At 42.5% G+C, this 24,725-nt stretch carries 17 protein-coding genes, 1 pseudogene and 1 other annotated feature; of the genes and pseudogenes, 16 read left to right on the top strand and 2 right to left on the bottom strand.

Translation table 11 applies throughout. The features are described 5' to 3' along the window. Positions 1–100: 100 nt before the first annotated feature. The 8 genes and pseudogenes from T541_RS0111825 to trpA all read left to right on the top strand — a co-directional run bounded on the left by T541_RS0111825 (position 101) and on the right by trpA (position 9,517). A complete protein-coding gene (locus T541_RS0111825; RefSeq protein WP_026652930.1) occupies positions 101–2,230 on the top strand; it encodes a DUF2264 domain-containing protein in 2,130 nt (709 codons plus the stop codon). Between the two features lie 186 nt (positions 2,231–2,416). After that, on the top strand, positions 2,417–2,938 hold the full coding sequence (locus tag T541_RS0111820) for a hypothetical protein (protein WP_026652929.1): 522 nt from the start codon (positions 2,417–2,419) through the stop codon (positions 2,936–2,938). A 195-nt stretch (positions 2,939–3,133) separates the two neighbouring features. After that, a complete protein-coding gene (locus T541_RS19485; protein WP_051538224.1) occupies positions 3,134–4,561 on the top strand; it encodes an alpha-L-fucosidase in 1,428 nt (475 codons plus the stop codon). 126 nt (positions 4,562–4,687) lie between these two features. Beyond that, positions 4,688–4,930: a binding site (T-box leader), on the top strand. 79 nt (positions 4,931–5,009) lie between these two features. Further along, the gene (gene trpD / locus T541_RS0111810; protein ID WP_026652928.1) at positions 5,010–6,044 is read left to right on the top strand and encodes an anthranilate phosphoribosyltransferase; all 1,035 of its coding nucleotides are present in this window, start codon (positions 5,010–5,012) and stop codon (positions 6,042–6,044) included. Continuing rightward, entirely contained in the window at positions 6,041–6,832 is a 792-nt protein-coding gene (gene trpC, locus T541_RS0111805) for an indole-3-glycerol phosphate synthase TrpC (RefSeq protein WP_051538223.1), read from the top strand. Before trpD ends, trpC begins: the two co-directional genes overlap by 4 nt. Before the next feature lie 11 nt (positions 6,833–6,843). Further along, positions 6,844–7,413, top strand: a pseudogene (locus T541_RS22140) (phosphoribosylanthranilate isomerase); the annotation flags it as partial. A 138-nt stretch (positions 7,414–7,551) separates the two neighbouring features. Beyond that, positions 7,552–8,751, top strand: a complete 1,200-nt coding sequence (gene trpB / locus T541_RS22135) for a tryptophan synthase subunit beta (RefSeq protein ID WP_034467004.1) — start codon at positions 7,552–7,554, stop codon at positions 8,749–8,751. Then, positions 8,744–9,517 (top strand): tryptophan synthase subunit alpha, encoded by a 774-nt coding sequence (gene trpA, locus T541_RS0111795; RefSeq protein WP_026652925.1) that lies wholly within the window; start codon positions 8,744–8,746, stop codon positions 9,515–9,517. The genes trpB and trpA overlap by 8 nt, the downstream gene beginning before the upstream one ends. Positions 9,518–9,546: 29 nt before the next feature. Here the strand turns inward: trpA and T541_RS0111790 are convergent, their stop codons facing one another. After that, positions 9,547–10,176, bottom strand: a complete 630-nt coding sequence (locus T541_RS0111790; RefSeq protein WP_026652924.1) for a lactate utilization protein — start codon at positions 10,174–10,176, stop codon at positions 9,547–9,549. A gap of 867 nt (positions 10,177–11,043) precedes the next feature. On the opposite strand from T541_RS0111790, the gene T541_RS20760 reads away from it, so the two are divergent. The 8 genes from T541_RS20760 (at position 11,044) to T541_RS0111745 (ending at position 23,385) form a co-directional block, all read left to right on the top strand. Continuing rightward, positions 11,044–12,129 carry a collagen-like triple helix repeat-containing protein gene (locus T541_RS20760; protein ID WP_155839512.1) on the top strand — a complete coding sequence of 362 codons (1,086 nt, stop codon included), beginning with the start codon at positions 11,044–11,046 and terminating at the stop codon, positions 12,127–12,129. Between the two features lie 125 nt (positions 12,130–12,254). Continuing rightward, the gene (locus T541_RS20755; protein ID WP_051538222.1) at positions 12,255–13,541 is read left to right on the top strand and encodes a hypothetical protein; all 1,287 of its coding nucleotides are present in this window, start codon (positions 12,255–12,257) and stop codon (positions 13,539–13,541) included. 17 nt (positions 13,542–13,558) lie between these two features. After that, positions 13,559–14,056 (top strand): shikimate kinase, encoded by a 498-nt coding sequence (locus T541_RS0111770; RefSeq protein ID WP_026652922.1) that lies wholly within the window; start codon positions 13,559–13,561, stop codon positions 14,054–14,056. Positions 14,057–14,284: 228 nt separating this feature from the next. Beyond that, positions 14,285–14,740, top strand: coding sequence for a hypothetical protein (locus T541_RS0111765; RefSeq protein ID WP_026652921.1), 456 nt, complete (start codon positions 14,285–14,287; stop codon positions 14,738–14,740). A gap of 26 nt (positions 14,741–14,766) precedes the next feature. After that, entirely contained in the window at positions 14,767–15,177 is a 411-nt protein-coding gene (locus tag T541_RS0111760) for a hypothetical protein (RefSeq protein WP_026652920.1), read from the top strand. A gap of 98 nt (positions 15,178–15,275) precedes the next feature. Beyond that, positions 15,276–21,527, top strand: coding sequence for a DUF6531 domain-containing protein (locus tag T541_RS0111755; RefSeq protein WP_026652919.1), 6,252 nt, complete (start codon positions 15,276–15,278; stop codon positions 21,525–21,527). Further along, positions 21,517–22,044, top strand: coding sequence for a suppressor of fused domain protein (locus T541_RS0111750; RefSeq protein ID WP_026652918.1), 528 nt, complete (start codon positions 21,517–21,519; stop codon positions 22,042–22,044). Before T541_RS0111755 ends, T541_RS0111750 begins: the two co-directional genes overlap by 11 nt. 114 nt (positions 22,045–22,158) lie before the next feature. Next, positions 22,159–23,385, top strand: a complete 1,227-nt coding sequence (locus T541_RS0111745) for a PoNe immunity protein domain-containing protein (protein ID WP_026652917.1) — start codon at positions 22,159–22,161, stop codon at positions 23,383–23,385. A gap of 189 nt (positions 23,386–23,574) precedes the next feature. Here the strand turns inward: T541_RS0111745 and T541_RS21145 are convergent. After that, positions 23,575–24,725 (bottom strand): IS3 family transposase gene (locus T541_RS21145; protein ID WP_155839511.1). Its coding sequence is split into 2 segments (ribosomal slippage): positions 23,575–24,467 and positions 24,467–24,725, totalling 1,152 coding nucleotides; the frame shifts between segments, so codons are not numbered across the junction.

Here is a 24,725-nt window from a genome sequence, read left to right as displayed (position 1 = left end):
TTGGGGACGGTTCTAGTTGACTCCTTTTTTTGAAAAAGGAGTCAACTAGAACCGTCCCCAATGACTCCCCCAAATACAAAATACTTGCGAGGATAAAGCGATGGTATTTTCTCCAACACACACAGATTACGAACTTAGCCCATACACAGGTCTTACAAGGGAGAGCTGGATCGAGGCCGCAGAGTATCTGCTGTCTGGAATATTTGGCAACATCAAAGACATAGCAGACCCTGTGGTTATGCCAAGATATGAAACAGAAGTAACTTACCCATCTAAGGATGCACCAGAATGGCGTAAGAAAGCCGAGGTCTTTGAGGGCCTTTGCAGATCTTTTTTCATATCTGCGCCACTTCTTGCCATTAAGCCAGACCTTGTGCTAAACGGCATTAACGTTCGCGACTATTACAAGAGACAGGTTCTTGAGGCAGTTACTCCGGATGCGCCTAACTATGTCCTTAATTATTCTGACATGAGGGCTCTGGATAAATCCGACAACCCTTGCGCCTGCTACCAGCAGACTGTTGAGACTGCGGCCCTTGTTATCTGCCTGTACCTTTGCAAGGAGCAGATCTGGGACACCTATACCAAGGAAGAAAAGGACAGGATAGCAGCTTTTTTATCTGACTTTGCCCATTCCAACACGGTTCCACAGAACTGGCGCCTTTTCAACATGCTTGATATGGCCTTTCTTCATATGAACGGCTATGAGATAGATAAAGACATCATGCGTGACCACGCCCAGAACATCCTCCACTACTACGTTGGAGATGGCTGGTACAGAGATGGTCAGAGCTTTGATTACTACTCCTGCTGGGCTTTTAACATGTACACCGCCATCTGGAACAACTGGTATGGCTATGACAACGAGCCCTACATTGCGGGCAAATTTGAGGAAAACTCCAATAAGCTCATGGAGACCTACCCTGACATGTTCGACCGCGACGGCTTCACCAACATGTGGGGCAGATCTGGAATCTATAGAAATGCAGCCACCAGCTCTTTTGACGGAAATCTCATGATGAGGAATTCTATGGCTGACCCAGGCAGAGCAAGGCGCATCTGCTCAGGCTCCCTTTTGCAGTTCCTTAAAAGAGATGACTTCCTCTGGAACGGCGTGCCTACCCTTGGCTTCTACGGCCCCTTCGTGCCTCTGGTTCAGGGATATTCCTGCGCAGAGTCACCTATGTGGCTTGCGAAAGCTCTTTTATGCCTGCATCTGCCAGCGGATCACCCATTCTGGACCGCTAAGGAAAACAACGGAACCTGGGAGAAGCTTGCAAAGGGCGAGACTAAGGTTACAACCCTTGATGGACCAGCGCTCTGCTTTGCTAATCACGAGGCAAACGGCATAACCGAGCTTCGTAGCGGCAAGATGGTCAAGGATAAGACAGACCTTCACGGCATCTGGAACTATGGAAAGCTTGTGTATAACACCAAGTTCCCGTGGGAATCAAGGCCCAATTCTGCATCTGATGTGGATAACTGTGCCCAGGATGTGGTTGAGTCACAGCAGTATGTGCTGACGTATATGAGAGAAGGAAGCGCAGAAGATGACAAGGGATCAACAGATTCAGCTAATAAGACCCTGGTAAAAGAGCTAGCCCTTACTCCTAACGTGACTCTCTGGCATGGAGAAAAGAATGGCGTTCTCTATAGGAGACAGTTCTTTGAGTACGAGACCCAGACAGAGACCCACTGGAGAACCGCAATAGATCTGGCTGACTTTCCTGTTTCCTACGGAATGATTCGTGCAGACAAGATCAGACTCTTTAGACGCCCAGTGGAGCTTACACTTGGAGCCTTTGGATTCCCTGATAACGGAACAGAGGTCATCACCAAGGAGAAGGACAGCTACAAGGCTATAATCCTCAAGGGCCACGACCACACTGGCAAAGAAAAGCAGCTTGCCCTGACCATCATGGATGGCTGGGATGAGATAAAACTTGTAAAGAGCACTGACACCAACCCTGATAGCAAGAATTCAATTGTTGTCTATGGTAAGACCACCAGAATGAAGCAATATGGCTACGAGCCATACTTCCTGATTTCTCAGGTTATAACCAAGGAGGACCTGTCCGACTTCACAGAGGATGAGCTCTTCCCAATAAAGGAAGTAATCTACACCGACCCCGAGAAGTGCGGCGGCTACGGCCCAGTAACCATTAGGCTTAAGAACGGTGAAGAAAGAACCGTGGACTTCTACGGAATTGAGAGTAAGCTGGAAATTTAGAAGTAAGCGTTAGAAGTGAGAAGCGTAATAAGCTTCTCACTTCTTGTTTTTTATGGATGGGTATGTTACCATAGCTAAGCTGCGAAAAATCTTTTGCAGTTCTAATCCAATCTGGAAAGGCAGAGCAGTTCTTGCAGATGCCAATTTCAATGAATGGACAGAAATAATTTGAAGGAGGCATATTGTATGCAGGAAGTAAGTATTATTAAAGACCCCGAAGGGCAAAGTATTGTCATTGTTAATGACATTATATTTAAAGGGAGAAGAGGAATTGATTGGCAAAATGTCCAGGGATATTTAAAAAAATACATAGGGCAAAGCTATGAAGTACTCGAAACATCTGATGTTATTTATATTGGATCGGACTTTCCTGAAGAACTAAAAGGTTCTGAAGATACAAAAAGAACAAGAGGTGGTAATGCAAAAGCCAAGGCTAATGCGACTACTGTTATACCATTCTTAATAGAGAATGCTACGAACAAAAGGTGGCAAGATAATTATAAATCTAAGCATGGATATGATGCTAAGTATGGTTGGTATAGATTTACGACGAGGTTTGCGTTACCTCTTTATGACGAGAAAAACGAATTGATTGGATATAATGTCTATAGAATAGAGATGCTAATAAGACATGCATCAGATGGAAAGCTATATTTGTATGACATGGTTAATACAAAAAAAGAAACAAGCACCCCGCTTGAGCAATAGCTGTACGGTAACAAACTCGTTTCTTTTCATCTAGAGTATATTTGAAAAACTGAAAAAAGTAAAGCTCTTTATCCCGACAAAGAAGATAAAACAAAAAGTAGCACTTTTTAGGGGAATCAGGACAAGAATCACAGTGTTTTTTCTTTTTCCAATTGTTATACTACTTGTATTTAGAGAGATAATACGGAGGGAAACATGACCTACACAGCAGATTGGGAATCATTATCAAATTACAGAGTGCCACAGTGGTATAGCGATGCAAGATTCGGCATCTTCATCCACTTTGGAGTATATAGCGTGCCATCCTTTGGAAGTGAGTGGTATTCTCGCAACATGTACGTTAAGGATAGCAGAGAATACGAGCATCACATTAAGACCTATGGTCCTCACAAGGACTTTGGATACAAGGATTTCATTCCTATGTTCAAGGCAGAGAAATTCAATGCCGATGAGTGGGCAGATCTTTTCAAAAGAGCTGGAGCAAGGTATGTAGTACCTGTGGCAGAGCACCACGACGGCTTTGCTATGTATAAGAGCAGCATCTCCAAGTGGAATGCCTATGACATGGGTCCTAAGATGGACTATCTTGGCCTTCTTAAGAAGAGCGTTGAGGAAAGAGGCATGCGTATTGGCGCCTCATCCCACAGAATTGAGCACTGGTTCTTTATGAGCAAGGGAAGAGAGTTTGAGAGCGATATCAATGACTCTATCGATGAGAACAGCCTTTACTGGCCTGCTATGAAGGAGCCTGAGAATCACTATGATCTTTTTGCAGAGCCTGCTCCAACCAAGGAGTTCATGGACGACTGGTTTGCAAGATGTAAAGAGATCATTGATAACTACCACCCTGAGATCCTGTACTTTGACTGGTGGATCCAGGAAGCCTGCATGAAGCCATACCTTCAGAAGCTGGCTGCATATTACTACAACGAGATGGAAAAGATCGGCAAGGTAGGCGTTATCAACTACAAGCACGATGCCTTTGCCTTTGGCTGCGCAGTTCCTGATGTAGAAAGAGGAGCTCTTGCAACAGCACAGCCATATATCTGGCAGACAGATACAGCCATCGGAAGAAGAAGCTGGTGCTATATCGAAGACAACGACTACAAGGACGCTGAGGAGATCATCTGCAACCTTGTTGACTGCGTATCCAAGAATGGTAACCTTCTGTTAAACGTAGGCCCTAAGCCAGATGGAACAATCTCTGAGGAGGATAAGAAGACTCTTCTTGGTGTAGGTGACTGGCTCGCAGCAAACGGCGAAGCTATCTACGAAAGCAAGGTTTACAAGTTCTCTCAGGAGGGACCAACCATCACCAAGGGCGGTCAGTTCACAGATAGAGAGAAGATTCCATACACACCAGAGGACTTCAGATTCACAGTTGCTCATGGTAACATCTACGCAATTGCCTTAAAGGCAGCAGATGATGGCAAGTATGTGATCAAGAGCCTTGGCTTTGAGAAGGACGCAGCTAACTCCAGCGGATTCTCAGGAATCATCGATGAAGTTACAGTTCTTGATGGCAACGTTCCGGCAAGCTTTGAACGTAAGGATGATGGTCTTCACATCACTACTGACTTCAGAAGCGACCTTCCAGTAGTCTTCAAGATCAAGACTCGCTGATAATAAACTGAATCAAATCACGTTGATCATATTTGTTGTCGGCAGGTATCGGAATAATAATAAAAAAATCTCTTGACGTATCCGGAACAAGAGAGTAAAGTAATAAACAATTAAATACTTAATCACTTTAAACCGATGAAGTGGAGATAACGGCAATGATGCCTTTACAGAGAGCCCAGGTAGCTGAGAATGGGTGAGAAACAAGTTGTCAAATGGACCACAGAGGGCGTAGTCAAATGCTAAGCAGCAGAGTATTCTACGACGTAGGGCATACGTTAGTTGCCGTGGATATGATGGTATCCATAAAGCGCATAGATTCAGTCTATGAATTCAAGGTGGCACCGCGGATTATAAATATTCGTCCTTGATAGAAACTATAAAGTTTTCTATCAAGGACTTTTTTGTTAGGTAAAAGAGCTTTGATAGAGCATCAAAAGGAGGCAAAACAATGATCAAAGAAGCAATCGTAAAAATCGTTAACAAGGGAGACCTTACATATGATGAGGCCTATGCAGTAATGAATGAGATTATGAGCGGTGAGAGCACACCAACACAGAACGCCGCATTTTTGTCAGCTCTTTCTACAAAGAGTGCAAAGGCTGAGACTACAGATGAGATCGCTGGTTGCGCAGCAGCTATGAGAGATCACGCAACTAAGGTAGAAACAAATATGGACGTTTTTGAAATTGTTGGAACAGGCGGAGACAACGCAGGCAGCTTTAACATTTCTACAACATCAGCAATTGTGGCTGCTTCCTGTGGCATGAAGGTTGCTAAGCACGGTAACAGAGCTGCTTCATCACTTTGCGGAACAGCTGACTGCCTCGAAGCTCTTGGCGTTAACATCGAGCAGGATCCTGAGAAGTGCGTAGAGCTTCTTGAGAAGGCTGGAATGTGCTTCTTCTTTGCTCAGAAGTATCACACATCAATGAAGTATGTGGGCGCTATCAGACGTGAGCTTGGCTTCAGAACAGTGTTCAACATTCTTGGACCTCTTACAAACCCAGCATCACCAAGCATGCAGCTTCTTGGAGTTTACGATGAATATCTTGTTGAGCCTCTGGCTCAGGTTCTTATAAATCTTGGCGTTAAGAGAGGCATGGTTGTCTACGGAATGGACAAGCTTGATGAAATCTCAATGAGCGCACCAACCAAGATCTGCGAGATCAAGGACGGATGGTACAAAACATATATGATCAAGCCTGAGGATTTCGGCTTTAAGACCTGCACCAAGGACGACCTTAAGGGCGGTGCTCCAGAAGAGAACGCAGAGATCACAAGACAGATCCTTAAGGGCGCACAGGGACCTAAGACAGATGCAGTTCTTTTAAATGCAGGCGCTTCCCTCTACATCGGAGGCAAGGCTTCCAGCATTGCAGAGGGAATCGAAGTTGCCAAGGAGGCTATTGCTTCAGGCAGAGCTTATGAAACACTTGAAGAGATCATCAAAGTCAGCAACGAAGGCGCTGTAGAGGTGGCATGATGTCTAAGGATAATATCTTAGCTCTTTTAGCAGATCATGCAAGAGAAAGGGTGGCAGAGGCCAAGATGCAGGTTTCTCTTGAGGAGATGAAGGCCAAGGCCCTGGCCCTTCCAAAGGGTGACTTCGAGTTTGAGAAGGCCCTTCGGAAAAAAGAAATTTCTTTTATCTGCGAATGCAAAAAGGCCTCCCCTTCAAAGGGCGTGATTGCTGAAGAGTTTGATTATCTGGGGATTGCAAGGGACTATGAGAAGGCAGGTGCTGACTGCATCTCAGTTCTTACAGAGCCTAAGTGGTTCCTGGGAAGCAGCGATTACCTTAGGGAGATTGCGGAGGCGGTGAGCATTCCCTGTATCCGCAAGGATTTCACAGTGGATGAGTATATGATCTACGAGGCCAAGGTCCTGGGGGCTAAGGCGGTGCTTCTAATCTGCAGCATTCTTTCAGCAGAACATGTAAAAAGATATATCGGCATCTGCGATGAGCTTGGAATCAGCGCGCTGGTGGAGGCCCACGACAGGGATGAGGTGCTGATGGCTATTAAGGCAGGCGCAAGACTCATCGGGGTTAACAACAGGAATCTTAAGGATTTTAGCGTAGATACAGGAAACAGTGCATCCCTCAGAGATCTGGTGCCGGAGAATATCACCTTTGTTTCTGAAAGCGGCATCAGCAGTGCAGAGGACATAGATAAGCTTAGAAGTGCCGGAGTTAATGCGGTTCTTATCGGAGAAACCCTTATGAGGGCAGAGGATAAGAGGGCTAAGCTTATGGAACTTAAGGGGATGTGACAGGAGGAAATATGGCAGTTATCAAGTTGTGCGGACTGTCCAGAGATGAGGACATCAAGAAGGCTAATGAATTAAAGCCGGATTATATAGGATTTGTCTTTTATGATAAGAGCATTAGAAACGTCACAAGGGAGCAGGCAAGGCATTTGAAGGGACTACTAAATAAGGACATCAAGTCTGTAGGCGTCTTTGTGGATGAGGATGAGGCTAAGGTCAGAGAGCTGTTCAATGAAGGAGTCATCGATGTGGCTCAGCTACATGGACATGAGGACAATGACTATATTGGAAGGCTACAGGCTGACAGGATTCCAGTTATCAAGGCTTTTAAGGTGACGGATCAGAATAGTGTTGAAGCTGCTAAGGGCAGCAAGGCAGACATGATCATGTTTGATACTGGAAAGGGCAGTGGGATTTCTTTTGACTGGAACCTGATAAAGGGCTTTAATAAGCCGTTCTTCCTGGCAGGAGGCCTTGACCCCGACAATGTTGGATGCGCCATAGAAGCTGTGAAACCCTTTGGAGTTGACGTAAGTAGCGGAATTGAGACGGATAGTAAGAAGGATGTGAAGAAGATGGAATTATTTGTTGAGAATGCAAGAGAAGTGAAGATAAAGATGCCTAAGGCAGTGGTGGAGCCGGATGGCAAGTGTGCAAATAAAGTAGAGAGTTCAGAGGATGCTGTAAAATCAGGGGATTGTGGAAGAAATGTAGAAGCTATTATGAACCCTGGTGACTGCGGAAATGGAAGATTTGGCATCCATGGAGGACAGTACATTCCTGAGACTTTGATGAATGCAGTGCTTGAGCTTGAGAAGGCATACAATCATTACAAGAATGATCCAGAGTTTAACAGTGAGCTGACAGATCTTTTTAACGATTATGCTGGAAGACCTAGCATGCTCTACTATGCGGAGAAGATGAGTAAGGACCTGGGCGGCGCCAAGATCTATCTTAAGAGAGAGGATCTTAATCACACAGGCTCCCACAAGATCAACAACGTGCTTGGACAGGCGCTTCTTGCTAAGAAGATGGGTAAGACAAGGCTCATTGCTGAGACAGGTGCAGGTCAGCACGGCGTTGCTACAGCTACAGCAGCTGCCCTTCTTGGAATGGAATGTGTTGTGTTCATGGGAGAAGAGGACACTAAGAGACAGGCTCTTAACGTGTATAGAATGAGACTTCTTGGAGCTGAGGTTGTGCCTGTTACTACTGGAACTGCAACTCTTAAGGATGCTGTTTCTGAGTGCATGAGAGAGTGGACTAAGAGAATTGACGATACTCACTACTGCCTTGGTTCTGTTATGGGACCACATCCATTCCCAACAATTGTAAGAGATTTCCAGTCTGTTATTAGTAAGGAAATTAAGAGTCAGATACTTGAGAAGGAGGGAAGACTTCCAAGTGCAGTTATTGCTTGCGTTGGCGGTGGAAGTAACGCAATGGGAAGTTTCTATAACTTCATTGAGGATAAGGATGTAAGACTGATTGGATGCGAGGCAGCAGGCAGAGGAATTGATACCTTTGAGACTGCAGCTACAGTAAATACTGGAAAGCTTGGTATCTTCCACGGAATGAAGTCTTATTTCTGTCAGGATAAGTACGGTCAGATCGCGCCTGTTTACTCAATATCTGCAGGCCTGGATTATCCTGGAATCGGACCTGAGCATGCTCATCTTCATGATATTGGAAGAGCAGAGTACGTGCCTGTTACAGACGTTGAGGCTGTTGAGGCTTTCGAATATCTTTCAAGAACAGAGGGTATCATTCCTGCAATCGAGAGTGCTCACGCTGTTGCTTATGCAAGAAAGCTGGCACCTACAATGAGTAAGGACGATATCATTGTAATCACTATTTCAGGAAGAGGAGATAAGGACTGCGCAGCAATTGCGCGTTACAGAGGGGAGGATATCCATGAGTAAGATAGCAGAGGCTTTTAAGAATAAGAAGGCGTTTATTCCATTTATAACTTGTGGGGATCCAGACCTTGAGACCACCAAGAAGATAGTTCATGAGCTGGAGGACAATGGTGCAGATCTTATCGAGCTTGGAATTCCATTCTCAGACCCTACAGCTGAGGGACCAGTGATTCAGGGAGCTAATATCAGAGCTCTTTCAAATGGTATTACTACTGATGACATCTTTGAGATGGTTAAGGAGCTGCGCGAGACTGTTAAGGTTCCTATGGTGTTTATGACCTATGCAAACGTAGTGTTCTCCTACGGAATGGATAAGTTCTTTGACAGATGCAAGGAAGTGGGAATTGATGGAGTTATCCTTCCTGATGTGCCTTTCGAAGAAAAGGATGAGTTTGAAGGATCAGCCCTTGAGCGAGGCGTTGACTTCATTTCCATGATTGCACCTACTTCTGAGGGAAGAATTGCCATGATTGCCAAGAAGGCAAAGGGCTTTATCTACATCGTATCAAGCCTTGGAGTTACTGGAACAAGAGATACAATCAGCGGAGATATAGGAAGCATGGTGGCTAAGATCAGAGAAAACACTGATGTACCTTGTGCTGTGGGCTTTGGAATCTCAACGCCTGAGCAGGCTGCAAAGATGGCAAGTGTTTCTGATGGAGCAATCGTTGGATCTGCCATAGTTAGAGTGATTGAGAAGTATGGTAAGGATGCGCCTAAGCATGTGGGTGCGTTTGTTAAAGAAATGAAAATGGCCACCAGCGCATGAAATGCGCTGGCGGCCATGGATACTTGTAATTAGAAGCCCAGGTTGTCATTTACAAGGATTACATGAATTCTGTCCTTGTGGCGTGAGAAGCGTGTGATCAGGAACTGACAGCAAATAGTATCTGGTGACTTGCAGTTCATGCAGGAACCAGTCTTGGAGCAGGGAGTGTTGAGCCCAAAACGCTGTGCGTTTATTGGGGCAGCCACATTTCTTGCTCTTTTTAATGCGTGGTCTACGTCTGAACATACCTTGTTCATGCCTACGATGAAGACTACCTTTTTAGGACCCTGAGCAATTGCAGATACTCTGTTAGAGTTACCGTCTATGTTAACAAGTACGCCATCATCAGTCATGGCATTGGCACTTGAAAGGAATACATCAGCATCATAGCCTGCAAGCATTGCAGCTCGCTTATCTTCTGCTACGTCGCGGTCTATGAAGTTGTAGTTGCCCTTCTTTACAGCATCTACAAGTCCAATCTCATGAGCACTCATGGCGCCGCCCATGGATACTGAGCTTCCCTCTGGGATAAGCTCAAGTGCTATCTTAAGGGCTTCCTCCTTGCTCTCTGCGTAGTAGCCGGTCATGTTGCGGGATTCAAGCCCTTTTATAACTTTCTGTGCCAGTAAGTCGTTGCGCTTAAGAATGTTCTCGTTCATAGTCATCTCTCCTTGGTTTGTGTGGGGTGTTGCTGCCTTTAATGTTGCTTCCATTGTATGGCAGGGAGAGGGCTGGAGGCAAGAGGAATCTGGTGCTGAAAGTTAGCTTGGGGGTGAGATAAGAATTGGGGAGATGGAGTGTTGAGACTGAATAGTTAGAGATGTATTGGGGAGAGACGGAATGGTGTGATGTTTCATTGAAATATGCTGGAAATACAGAAAAAGGAGATGATACTGTTAATTTTCTGTATAGTACTGAGCGTTGTCTGATAAAGAAGTGGGGGAAATACAGAAAATAGGTAGGGTGCTCTTGTTTTTCTGTACAGTGCTTATTTGAAGTGAGCTAGAAATACAGAAATAGAGCAGGTATCTTCTTTTTTTCTGTATGAGCTTATTTTTGAAACGGGCCAAAACACAGAAAAAGCTTGTGTAACGACTTGTTTTCTGTGTTTTTGCTAATTTGTAGAAATGGTCAGTGGGTAACGTGTACAGAAAATTGAAGGATGCTAGCTTATTTTCTGTATTTCCGCTGGTTAGGAATTTGAAGGTGTACAGAAAATCTATAGTTAGCTCGCTATTTCTGTGTTTTCAGCGATATGGAATTTGAGCGTGTACAGAAAAATTCATGCCTAGTCCTATATTTCTGTATTTTACGGTAAATTGCATTGGAAACAAGACGATTTCTTCTTTCTCATAGCATGCCCAGACAATATGAATTTAGTTGAATAAAGCGCCCAAGTGCAATATAATTTTGAGATAGTGGGGCTTGGATTTATCAGTGATTTTCCAAGGCTAAACTACTAAGAATGCACTAGTGGGAAGGGGAAATCCAATCAGACTAACTTGTGATTGGATTATGCAAGATATATGGATAACAATAATATGTGGGGGCAGGGATCACCTCAGAACAATCATCAATACAACAATCAATTTAATTCAGGAATGGGCAGGCCAAATGGCCAGCAGTACGGCAACCAATTTAATTCTGGTATGCATCAGCCCTATTCTCAGTCATACAACGATCAAAACAACCAATTCAACCAACAATATAATCAGCAAAGAAATCAGCCATACAACCAGCATGGCTATCAGCAACCAGGCCAGCCAAGCTATCTGGGGCAGCAAGGACAACCACGCTTTCAGCAGTCAGGTCAGCCCGGATATCCAGGACAGCCAGGCTATCCAGGTATGCCAGGCCAGCAAGGCGGTCCACAGAAGTCAGGCAAAGGCTTACTAATCGCTGGAATATCAGTTGCAGTAGTGCTTGTACTTGCTCTTATCGGAGTGTTCTCGTACTTTATCTTTGGATCTTCTTCATCCACCGATTCAGACAGCAAGGTGGCTTCTGAAGATAACAGAGACGACAATGATTCTGAGAATAAAGATAGCGATAAAGACTCAGATAAGGACAAGGACAGCGACGAAGATTCAGACGAAGACTCAGAAGATGCAGATGACGAGTATGGTGAGTATGGCGAGAGATTTGAAAAAGACGGCGACTATACCTATGTCTATATAGATGAGAAATGGTACTACTATTACGAGGGCGAAATAGATAAAAAGTGCAGCTTTTCTTTCGAGGATGACGGCACAGCAAAGCTTAAAGAGGGCGATGACATTTCGACTTTAGAATACAAAATGCTTTATGATACTGATGCCATGAATTATGTTGAGGAGTATTGCTCTAATTCAGGTCTATCCAAGCATAAGCAAAGATCCCTGGAAAAGAAAGCAAAAGAGGAAGAAGATGGATTTCTTCATTACGTCGTTATTGATTGCCTTGATATTGTTATCAACTATTCAGATGGCAGAAAAGAGGAACTTGATACAAGCTCTCATGATTATTTCTTCTTTGGATATAGCGTGTACGATGACAAGGAGGATGCTGTAATCTACTACCTCTACGACCCTGATTATCCTGATGAAGTTGTAGTAGTGTTTATTCAGAAGTAATTGTTAAAAGAGCTAATTCAAGAAGCATATGAAAAACTAGCATCCAGTACAGAAGATTTAGCCATAATCAAGTTATTGGACATAAAGAAGGAAATACATCTAATTTAAAATAGAGGAGAGATAAAATGGATAACAACATGTTTGGAAATGAAAATCAGTTCAGAAGTCCCAGCGCTAATCACGGTGACAACCAGTCATCAAACAACCAGTTCGGCGGAAATCAGATGAATAACCAGCCAAACAATCAGTTTAATGGAAATCATATAAATGGACAGCCAATGAACAACCAGTTTGGCAGCAATAACATGAACAACCAATTCAACGGTCGTCCAAACAACCAATTCGGCAGCAACCAGATGAATGGCCAGTTCCAGGGCCAGCCAAATAACCAATTCAACAACCGCCCAATGAACAACCGGCCAAACAACCAGTTCCAGGGGCGCCCAATGAACGGCCCACAGAATCAGTTCCGCGGTCCACAGATGAATGGCCCACAGATGAATAACTACGGTAACGGCATGAACCCTGGTATGTATCCACAGGGCTACCCACAGCAAAAGAAGTCTGGAAATGGACTTATCATCGCACTTGTGGCTATAGGCCTTGCCGTTGTACTTGCAGTAGTTGGTATCTTTGCATTCTGGCCAAAGGGAGATTCCACCAAGGATGACGTCAAGGTAGCTGACGACAAGGATAAAGACAGCAAGGACAAAGATAAGGACGACGATAAGGACAAGGACGATAAGGACAAAGAAGACAAGGACGACGAAGACAAAGATAAAGACGACAAGGACGACAAGGATAAGGACAGCAAGGACAAAGATAAAGACAAAGATAAGGACAAGGACGATAAGGACAAAGACGAAGAAGACGACAAAGACAAGGATAAAGATAAAGACAAAAACTCAAGTAACGCCGGCAAGCGCGACATTGAAGAATATGTTACTGAAGGTGAGTATACCTATGTACGTCTTGACTACTCAGTCTGGTATACAATGAACAGCAGCACCGACGTGAATTACGATTCATACTGGTATTTCGATCCAGACGGAACAGCTATGCTTGTTTTATCTGACGGTGGCTACTACCTTGTGGATTACGATCTTCTTTATGATGAAGACGCCATGAGCTATGTAGTTAATGAGCTTCCTGAGTATGGCCTTACTATGGAAGAGCAGAAGAAGGTGGTTGAAGCTAACAAGAAGTCCAATGACCAGTTCCAGCACTATGTTGTAGTGAACTTCACAAGCGCTGTGTTCTACGACTCTGAAGGCAACAGAACAGATATGGGTAGTACCAATATCTTTTTCTATGGCTACAGCGAATATGATGCAAGTGAAGAGGTTTACTACTACTCACTTGTAGGCGGCAATTCAGCTGAGATGAGCACCTTTATCGAATACGACATTTAAGACGGAGACAGCTTTTTATGAAAAAAGATAACATTATACTAGTAGGGATGCCTACATCCGGAAAGAGCACAATAGGAGTTATCCTGGCCAAGATCCTTGGCTACAACTTCCTTGACGCTGACATAGTCATTCAGGAAAAAGAGAATAGAAAACTATCAGAGATTATTGAAACCGAGGGTGTTGATGGTTTTATCGATATCGAGAACAGGATAAACACTGGAATCGAAGCTCAGAAAACCGTCATTGCCACTGGCGGAAGCGTAGTCTATGGAAGAGAAGCCATGGAGCACTACAAGAACATCGGCCGTGTCGTGTACCTCAAGGTCAGCATGGATGTTCTTACAAAGCGTCTCAAGAACGTTAAGCAAAGAGGCGTTGTTATGAGAGAAGGCCAGACTCTTGTGTCTCTCTACAATGAGAGAAGCGTCCTCTACGAGAAGTACGCCGACATCGTGATTGATGAAAAGAACCATTCCATGGAGGAAGTGGTTGCAGATTTATTGGCTGTACTTTGATATCAAACTCAATTTCAAAATGGCCAAAATGAATATATTGCTTTTCTCTAAATAATAGAATTGACCAAACCAAAAACAACCAGAATTGAAGTGGAGATTTTTCGATAAATATGCGGAAAATCTCCGCTTTTTGTATTGATTATTCTGCTACGTGTGTTACAATCTTTTTAATATTTTCTTTAGGGTGGGTTAAATTATCCAAAAATCTAAAATTTCAGAAGGTGCATCATGACTAAAAAGGAAGTACAGGCTAAAATTGACGCGGTATTAGCAGATATCGAAAAGTATGAGGGAATCAAGGAACAGCTTGAAACCCTACAATCCAATCTTTCTGATAACAAGAATACTCTCCATGAAAGTGTATATGATCCAATTTCCGAGCCATACCCTCTTGGAGGAGAAGCAGGCGATGATTGGGCAGGCCTTAATTACAACGAGGCAGAGGATAAGAGAAGTACTATTTCATCTAATCTTGGAACCTATGATGGGGAAATAGATACTCTTTCTTCTGAGATTAGCGAAGCTATCAAGGATGTGGAAGAGAAGATTTCCAAATTAAATGAGGAGCTTGAGCAGCTCTATATTGATCTGGAGAATGCGCCAGAGGAAGAGCCCGAATCCAGCGGAAGCGGTGGAGGAGGCGGTGGCGGATCTCTGTCAGTTAATGCACAGGCCGTAAGCTAATAGTACAAACACCAGGAGGAGTACCTATGGTTTTTTATAGTAAAAAATATTATGTAACAACTATGCAGGCTGATGGAGGCGGCTCACCAGGAAGAAGCAATGGTAACAATTCAAACAGCAGTAGTTCAAGTGGCAGTGCCTATGGCGACATCAAAATGGATGTTGATTACTACAACCAGGTAGTAGACAATATCGAGACTCAGAAGGAAGGCATTATTTCAACAGAGTCAGGATATGTAGAGCCTGATGCACTTTGCCTTAACAACGAAGTGGTTCCGGATTATCAGCAGGCTGATCATGACGTAGAGGATATGCTAAGACTCTTTCAAAAAGAGACTGATCTTGTTATCAAGACCATGAGAAAAGTAAGGGATGATTATATAGAGGTGGATGAGGCCAAAACCGAGGATGGGGCCACGGTTTATGGCACAAAGTGATGACTATATAGTCAGTTAGCACCACCAGGTTATAACCAGATAGTACAGGTTAAAGAACAGCTATCAGGAAAGACATAATAAAAAAGGATGTTGGGAATATGGGGAATACTAGTGAAGGGGCTGAATGGAACCAGCCCAAGACCAGAGAATATTTCAATGAGTGCTTTGAAAATATCTATAATCCATTTCAGGAAAAATCACAGGATTTAATTGATGCCCTGCTGGCGTTTGTCAACGATGACAATCATACCGGTGATGAGGCAGATAGTTCTAAGAGTTTTACAGAAGAGTGGCAGATTCAGCTCGTTTACGATACCGTAAGCTGCATTACAAGGCTTCAGGCCATGATGCAGGGCGGAGGTTGTGAGAGTGAGGTCAGCCTTCTTGACGACTTTATCGAATCTCTTTCTGAGGACGATACTGCCATCATTAAGACTGCTAAGCTTAATACAGTTATAACTGATTTTGCTCAGTACAATACTGATTTCAGAACCGTGGCAGACGCTGTAACATCTATTCATGACGAAGTTACCAGCATAGCAGAAGGCTGCGACGTCATTAAGAAAAAGACCTATACCGATCCAGATCCTGAGACTCTTAAGACCAATTTTGACGATTTCACCTCTGAAGATAAGACAGAGGGTTTTGTGCCTAAATTCCTTGAAAACTTCAATACCTTCCTGGAAAACCACGACAATGACATTGAAGGCAGCGCATTTCAGGCTACCCTTGATACGATTGTTTCCAATCTCAACCAGATTGTTAATGGTATCGGAAACGGCGACTTTGATATCACCAGATACGATGAGACCAAGAACAACATTAAATGGACCAATGTTAAGGATGTTCTGACTGGTGATGCCCTTACAGAATATCAGGAACTACTTGTTTCTCTGGCTACTTATTTCCTTGGATTCTTGCCTACATGTCTTTTAGCTATAGCGGACCCTGTTATAGCCAATAACGGTAACTACGTTGAAGAACACAAAGACTTAGTGCTTTCTGGAAAGAGTGATCTTTCCTTTAAGCGTTTTTATAATGCGCTTTCAAGCAGAACAACATGCCTTGGAAGAGGCTGGACCTCTAACTTTGATGAGCGCCTTTTCATATCTGACGATCGTATCAAAGCTCTTTTCCCAGATGGAAGAGAAGCTATCTATGTAAAAAGAAATAGTCAGACGACCAAAGATATCGCTGGAAAGGAGCAAAACGAACTCAATCATTCTCTGACATTTGATGGAATGGATGAGAACCAGGCTAGTGATGATGCAGATTATGAGGAAGTATATCTTGAAATCCACGGAGAGCCTGGAGTTCTAAAGCACAAGAACAACAAGTATGAAATAGTCACAGAAGATGGCAGGTTCAGACGCTTTGATGAAAGCGGCCTCCTTGTGGCAGTGGGCGACAACAACGGCATTAAGTATGAAGTTATTTATGATGTCATCCAGGTGAAAGAGCTGTCTAAAGAAGTGGCAGTTCCAAGATTTGCCAAAGCTGAGAATGGAGATTCTCTGTCTTTCTTTTATAACGAGGATGGAAATCTTAGAAGCATCGTCGATCATGCCGGAAGAGAAGTGACATTCGAGTATGAAACTACAGATGTGGTGAGAAAAGAAGAGCCTTCAGAGGATGGAACTGAACTTGCAGAAAAAGAGAGTCATCTGATCAAGGTTACTTCTCCAGATGGTTCATCTCGCTGCTATGACTATACTGAGGCTGGCGTTATTGGTAGTGTGATAGCACCAGGCGGTGTAAGGACGCTTGTTAATGAATACGATGAAAAAGACAGAGTGACACATCAGGAATTCCCCGATGGAGGTGAGATCCTTTATAGCTACAATGAGGATGAGCACTATACTGAGGTTACTCAGCAGAACGGCTGCAAAGTCCGTTACTATACAGATGAACTGGGAAGACATATAAGAACTTACTACGTTGAAGAGGGTATCGAGGAGAAGTACACCTACAACGAGAGAAACTTAAAGACCTCAGTAACGGATAAAAACGGTAATACTACCAGATTTACCTATGACAACTTTGGCCGACTTACAGGCATTATCGGTTCAAACGGCCTTAGAGAGACCTATACCTATGATTCTGAGGGCAGAATAACTTCCAGAAAGGATTCTGAAGGTAATTCTTACAAGTACAGATATGGCATTGACGGTAATCTGTACTGCGTAACTGACCCTCTTGGCAACAGGACTAAATACGATTATGAAGATGGTCAGCTTATTGCTATCAGAAACGCAGATGGCACAAGGCTTACCTTTACTCATGATGCCAAGGGTAACATCAAGACTGTCACCAATATGGCGGGAGTTGAGATTAAGTATGAGTATGATGACCTTGGAAGATGCGTTGCAACTATAGACGCAGATGGTAATAGAACTGCTTATACCTACGATGCCTCAGACAATATCAAGTCTGTTACAGACCCTCTTGGCAATCTTACAAAGTATATCTATGACAAGGCAGGTAATCTTACTGACCTTGTTAATCCTGATGGAAGTAAAAAGAGCTGGATATATAATGTCATTGGAAAGCCAGAGAAGGTTATCGATGAGGAAGAAAGAGAGACTTTAGTTTATTACAATACCTCATGGGAAGAGGAAAAAATCGTACTTCCTAACAAGGGAGAGATAAAATACGACTACGATAAGCTTGGAAGAAAGACTCTTATTACAGATCCTGTAGGCAGAAGGACAAGATACACCTACGACAATAATGGAAATATTCTTAGAACAGATATCTTTAGTGAATTGTCAGATGGAAATAATCCTGAAGCGGAAGAAGGCACTGTAACAAGGAAGTACACCTACGATGCCCACGGCAGAGTTCTTTCAGAGACTGATGGTAATGGCAATACAACCTGCTTTGAATACGACAAAAATGGCAATCTTATAAAGAGAATAGCTCCAAACGGTGGTGTTTATACTCAGGAATATGATGCCCTTTCACGTATATCAAGGGCTATCGATGAGGCTGGTAATATAACAGCCTATGAATATGATAAGCTTGGAAACCTTGTGGCAGTGAAGGATCCTGCTGGTGCAATTACAAGGAACAACTATGTAAATGGGCAGCTTAAGGGTGTGACAAAAGAGTCTTCAGATGGACAGGTTATTACTCTTAGGGCCTATGAACATGACAAGCTTGGTAGAGTTTGCAGAGAAAAGAGAGAAGATGGTGAGTACTACAGCTATGAAAGAGATGCTAAGGGTCAGATAACAAAGGTTACATCTGATAGTGGCCGTGTTATTACTTATAGCTTTGATAGCTGCGGACGAATCACCTCGGAGTCTGATTGCGGAAGCACCACAACCTATGAGTACACAAGGACTGGCCAGCTTAGCGCGGTCGTTGATGCTCTTGGTGGCAGAACAGAATATACATACAATAATCTTGATCTCCTTGAATCTGTTAAGAAGATAGGGGTAAAAGAAACTGATTCAGATCAGGAAGCAGAGCGTCTTACGCTCTATAAGTATGATCTTTCCGGACAGCTTATAAACGTAATTGATGCTCTGGGAAATGCGGATGAGTATCAGTATGATGTTCATGGAAATATCTGTGCTCATACTGACAGAGATGGCAATAAGACAATCTACCGTAGAGACGGCAATGGAAATATAACAGGAATCGACTATGCAGACGGCAATACAGTCCGCATGAAGTATGATGCCCTTAATGTTCTTAGCGAAGTTCAGGATAGCATTGGCCTTACTCAGATTAAGAGCGATATCCTCGGAAGGATAATCGGTGTTACAGATCCAAAGGGCGATACTGTGGGCTATGAGTATGACTCCATGTCACAGAGGGCTGCACTTATCTATCCGGATGGGGCAAAAGCTCTTTATACAAGGGATGAGCTTGGTAATCTTAGAAGCCTTACAAATGTGGCAGCTGATGGACATTCAGAGACTATCAGCTATGACTTTGATGCCCAGGGACGCCTTATTAAGAAGGACTTCCCTAATGGAACAAGTACCGCCTACGACTATCATCAGAATGGACTTCTTAAGAGCCTCATTAGTGCTGATAAGGACGGAATTCTTGATAAGTATGTATATAGCTACAATGCTAAAGGTAACAGAACCCAGATCACAAGGGATAGACGCGGCCTTGATAATGTCAGCGGTATCTACGACTATAACTATGATGCTCTTGGAAGACTTTGCGATGTATCAAGAAATGGTCAAAAGATAAATGAGTACCAGTATGACAGCTTTGGAAACAGGATCAGGGAGTTTAGTCCACTTGAAAAGACAGAGACAGCATACAAGTACGATATTCTCGACAGACTTGTGGAGAAACGTGATTCTAATGCTCAGGTAGGCTATGAATACGACAACAGAGGTAATCTGATCTTTGAAAAAGAGCTATCTAATGTCAGAAAGTATGATTATGATTCAAGGAATTATCTAAAGAGTATTACTGACGTATCAGATGGTGCGCAGCAAAGAACTGACTACAGCTACAACTTTGCTGGACAGCGTATTGGGCAGAACTCTGGGCTTGAGCAGATTGAGTATTTAACTGATATAACAAGAGATCATTACAACATTCTTAGACAGACCATAAATGGAAGAGCCAGCTCTTTTGTCTATGATGGAAATGTAGTGTCCATGAATAATGGCGCTGAGAACTACTACTATCAGATGGATGAGCTTGGTAGTGTAATGGCTATGACTGGAACTGATGGCGCCGCCTTTAGTCCATCAGCCTTTGATCCATTTGGTAAAAAGATTGATCCATTTACTGGAAGACCATTTGATAAGCAGGGAAGAAATGCCGCTAGAAATGGTTGTACTAAGGATGGCAACATAATTACGCCTTTTGCATTTACAGGATATCTGGATGATGGAGACCAGTACTATGCTCAGGCAAGACGTTACGATCCTGCAAATGGCAGGTTTACTTCTGAGGATAAGGTAAAGGGAATTATTGAGTTCCCAGGATCCTTAAACCATTATCAGTACTGCTTTAACGATCCTGCAAGGTTCGTGGATCTTAATGGTGCATGGCCAAGTCTTAGTGATATTGGAAATGCCATATCCGGAGCTGCTTCTGCAGTAAAGGACACAGTTAGTAATGCGGCTACGGCTGTAAGTGATGCTGCCCTTAAGTTTGGTGAAGAGCATCCTGTTGCTACGAAGATCATTGTAGGAGTGGCAGCTACTGCTGCAACTGTTGCTGTTGCTGCGGCTGTTACTGCGGCTGCGCCAGTGGTACTTGGTGCTATGGGCGTAGGAGCTGTAGGAGGCGCTTTGATAACTGCAACTGCGGCTGGTGCTATTTCTGCGGCAGCAGGTAATGTTGTTACTCAGGGATTAACAGCACTGACTGATAAGCAAAAGCGTGAGCAGGGCTTTGACTGGAAGTCCCTGGCCTTTGATACGGCTATTGGTGGTGTTACTGGATTTATTTCGGCTGGTGCAGGAGTTCTTAAGTCTGGAGCTAATCTTGCCAAGGCGGGAACAGGAGCTGAAGGAATTAGGAATGCGCTTGGCATGGTGACTAAAGCAAGTGGTACAAAGGCTATTGCTACGCTTACTGGAGGCTTTAGTGGAGCTGCATATTCGTGCTATAATCAGTACACTACGACTGGAAAGATAGATCCGCTTCAGGTTGTAAAAGATACCATCAAAGGCGCTGCTACGGCATATTTCTCATTTGTTGGAATGAAATGGGCTTCTGATAAGTTGAGTAATATTTGTCTTAAGGGTAATGGTGGTGGTGGAGGAAATAATACTCCAAAAGATAGCGTCAATGAACAGCAACCACCAAAGGAAAATAACCGAAATCAAGATATTGATTATCACGAAGATCTTTATGATAACATGTTCGCGGATCAGTATGATACATGCCCTGAGTATGAACAGTATTTGCAGGATATGCAGGATGCGCCTAATGATAGACCTCAAAATATACATGAAACAAATAACGTAGATAATAATTCTCAGAGCGTTAATAGTACAAATGGTTATGATGATGATGCATTATACAAGAGAGGGTCATTTAGAAAAGCTACTAGAGAAAATGCAGTAGCAAATGCTCCTCGAGATGCTGATGGAAACATGATTTGCCCTACATGTGGTGAAATAATACCTGATACAATAACTGTTCAAACAAAGAACGGACCAAGAACAAGGGTAGGGTATGATTTGGATCACTATCCTACAACTTGGGAAGAACGAAAGCAAAAAATGAAAGCATCTGGTTATGTATATTCTAGAAAAGAAGTATTGGATATTTATAATGAAGATGTTAGAGTACAGTGTCCACCATGCAATGAAGGACGTCAATATGAAGGAATAGCAGGAGATTATGCAAATGGAAAATAATGCAGAAAAAATACTAAGCCACTATGAACAATTTTTTAGAGATTATAAAGATGTAAAAGTATTTGGAGATGAGAATCACACCCTGCAAATGCTGATTTATGACAAAGTCTTTGCTGGGTGCAAGACTGTTGCATCTTTTGGACTGTCTAAGTATTTGAGCAAACAGTGTGAGGTAGTAATGGCTGTTGATGCGGAGTACGAGACTTCGACAAAGGTATTAGCTAATGCATTATTCTACGCAATCCAGAATAATATACAGATATCAGAGGGTAGTTTTATAGAAGGCGTGGCTAATATTGATAGGCAGTTTTCAGAAAAATATGGGAAAACAGCGATATATTTTACCTATCCATTTTGCTTTCCGGATGAATTCGCCCAAAATGGGGAATGTCGCTTTATGCTTGCTTTTTTCATTACGCAAGATGAAGCTGAGTATTTGAAAAAGAATGGTAGTGATGCTTTTGAGGATTATTTGACGGATAAAGACTGTGATGTTTTTGAACTGAATCGACGCTAAGTTTTTTTATTTTACCATCAGATGAAATGCCTGAATTGAGGTGGACAGAGGTGCCATACCTTCTTTTGATTTAATGATATTGTAAAAAAGCTTGTGGATGTAATTAGTGGTTTTATGAGAGACGATAGATGCGATAAAAAAAGACTAGAAATCATTTTAAAATATAATCCTGAGTTTATCGAGGAAAGTAAAGCAAAAATCAGGGATTTGATCAATGATGAAGATAACGGAATTCAACGTTATCCAAGGCAAAATTCAGATATAATTTATTCTACAAAACTAAGTATAGTTAAAGACATTAGGGAACTTATGCATGCTCAGTATTCATATGGGATGAATATGGAAGAATTTGATGGACTCTATGATGAAATGATGAATTATATTTTGGATACTAATGTCGAGGAAATTGGATATATCAATTTGCTTTATTTGATTTCTTATGGAGTGCTGCTTCAGAAAGAAAGGGACTCATTAATTAAACTTGCAAAAAAGATGGATGATGAGGAGATTAATGATATTCTTCTTGATGCACTTTTGAATTTATATGGAGTGAAAAGATCATTTCAATCAGATGGATATGCTAAAGAAAATCCATACAAATATATGGTGGAGATAATTGACTCTGCTTATGATAAGAAAGAAGATACCAGTACTCTATTAAGTAGCTATATTAATAATAAGTGGCTAAGAGGCCATTCGGATTTAGGGTGGCCCAAGAATATTTCTCAAAAAGGTTATAGAGGTATATGGGCTTATGAAGCAGCAGCCGTTGCAAAACTTTTTGATATAGACGATAGCAAATTAAGAGAATCACCTCACTATCCATATGATCTAGCGCACTTTAAACCTACAACAATAAAAGTATGTGAGCAAGAGCGTCTTTTCATAAAAAAGAAAGATGTGTCATATGAAGCACAAGAAGAGTTAATTATTGATGCAAAGAGCATAATACCACCTTGCTTTTATAAATATGTAAATGAGATTGCAAGTGATTATACAAAATTGAGCGACAAGGATTTCTGGACTAAGTACGAGCTTGATCAGGTGTGGTTTGAACTAGAAGATTATATAGTTGAGAAGAAACAAAATGATATTCTTGGAATGCTTATTGTTTTTGAATTGGTTGATAAAGGTTATATTTTGCAATTAGATTGGAAAGAAGACTTTGGGGATTTTAGAGAGCATATGAAGAATTATTGGAAAGAGGATGGTGATATGAAAGTCATTACTTTTGATTTAGATAATGACCAACAGTATTATGCACTTATCCCTAACGAAAACAAAGTATGCGATCTTTTCGGAATCGAGGTCAAAGATTTTCCTGATACACCAGAAATCTAATAGTAAATCAATAAAAGACAGGATGTAAATAAACTCGTATAAATGATGATAGCAAAGTATAACGGACAGTATTATCTATATTCCAATAACTCGAGGGAACAAGAAATAGTAACTAGGGATAGAAATAAAACTGCACTATAGTCAAGTAAGTAGACACGATTTATGAAAAATAACTTCCAGAACCAGGTGTTAGACCTGATTCCAGAAGAGTTCCTCTTTTTGATTGGGTGTCAACATCGCCAGAGAGCCATGTGGCCTTCTGGAGTTGTAATAGCCTTCAATATAATCGAATATAGATAACCTAAGCTCTTCTAAAGAGTGATAGGTTTTTCTGTTTGTTTCTTCTTTCTTGAGATATTTGAAGAAACATTCGCAGCAGGCATTATCGAAGGGATAACCCTTTTTAGAGAATGACTGCACAACATTTAAAGAATCCAATAGCTTTCTGAAAGAGAATGCAGTATATTGGGTTCCACGATCAGAGTGAAACATAAGCCCCTGAGGCTGTTCACGCTTATTGTAAGCCTTTTTGAACGCATCCATTACCAGATCAACGTCCGGCTTGCCGGATATGTTCCAGGCGATGATCTTGCGAGAAAATAGATCCATGACAATGCAAAGGTAATACCATTTTCCGGCTACCTTTATGTAGGTGAAATCACTGACCCATACGATGTTAGGGGCTTTTTGATTGAACTCCTGATGAAGATGGTTGGTGCAAGATCCAATGTCCTTGTGACGATAGTTATGGAACGGCTTGTCAGTAGACATTCTGGGAAGCTGAAGGGTTCTCATCAGGCGGTACACCCGTCCGACACTGATGTTTATGCCATAATCACGCTTAAGGACATAAGTAATTTTGTAAGCACCAAGGCGTTTATGGTAATCAGAATAGATATGGAGAATAAGCTTGGCAATCTCTTGATTCTCCTTTGTTCTGTCGGCGGGTTCAGAAGAATAATGCTTGTAGTAAGTGCTTCTGTTAACGCCGAGGACCTTGCAAAGAACCTTGATGTCATGCTGAAATCTTAGTTTATGAACTACCTCTAGTCGTTGTTTGAGTGTGGCGTGAATATGGCAATCGCTTTTTTTAGTATGAGGAGTTCCTCCTCAAGCTGAGCATTGCGTTTTTGCAGGTCTTTGACCTGCTTGGCAGTAAGAATTTCGCCATCGTCAGTTTCAACGGTAGAGTATTGCTTAATCCAGCGGGTAAGGCTGGTAGGAGAGACTCCGTATTCCTTACAGAGAGCAGCTTGAGTCTTTCCACCATTTTGATAGAGGTTAACAAGAGTACGTTTGAACTCTTCGTCATACCTCACGGAACGGTTGCCTGTGGACAT

This window comes from Butyrivibrio proteoclasticus P6B7, from assembly GCF_000622085.1.
Lineage (GTDB): Bacteria > Bacillota > Clostridia > Lachnospirales > Lachnospiraceae > Butyrivibrio > Butyrivibrio proteoclasticus_A.
This window is presented reverse-complemented; position numbering and strand designations above follow the sequence as displayed.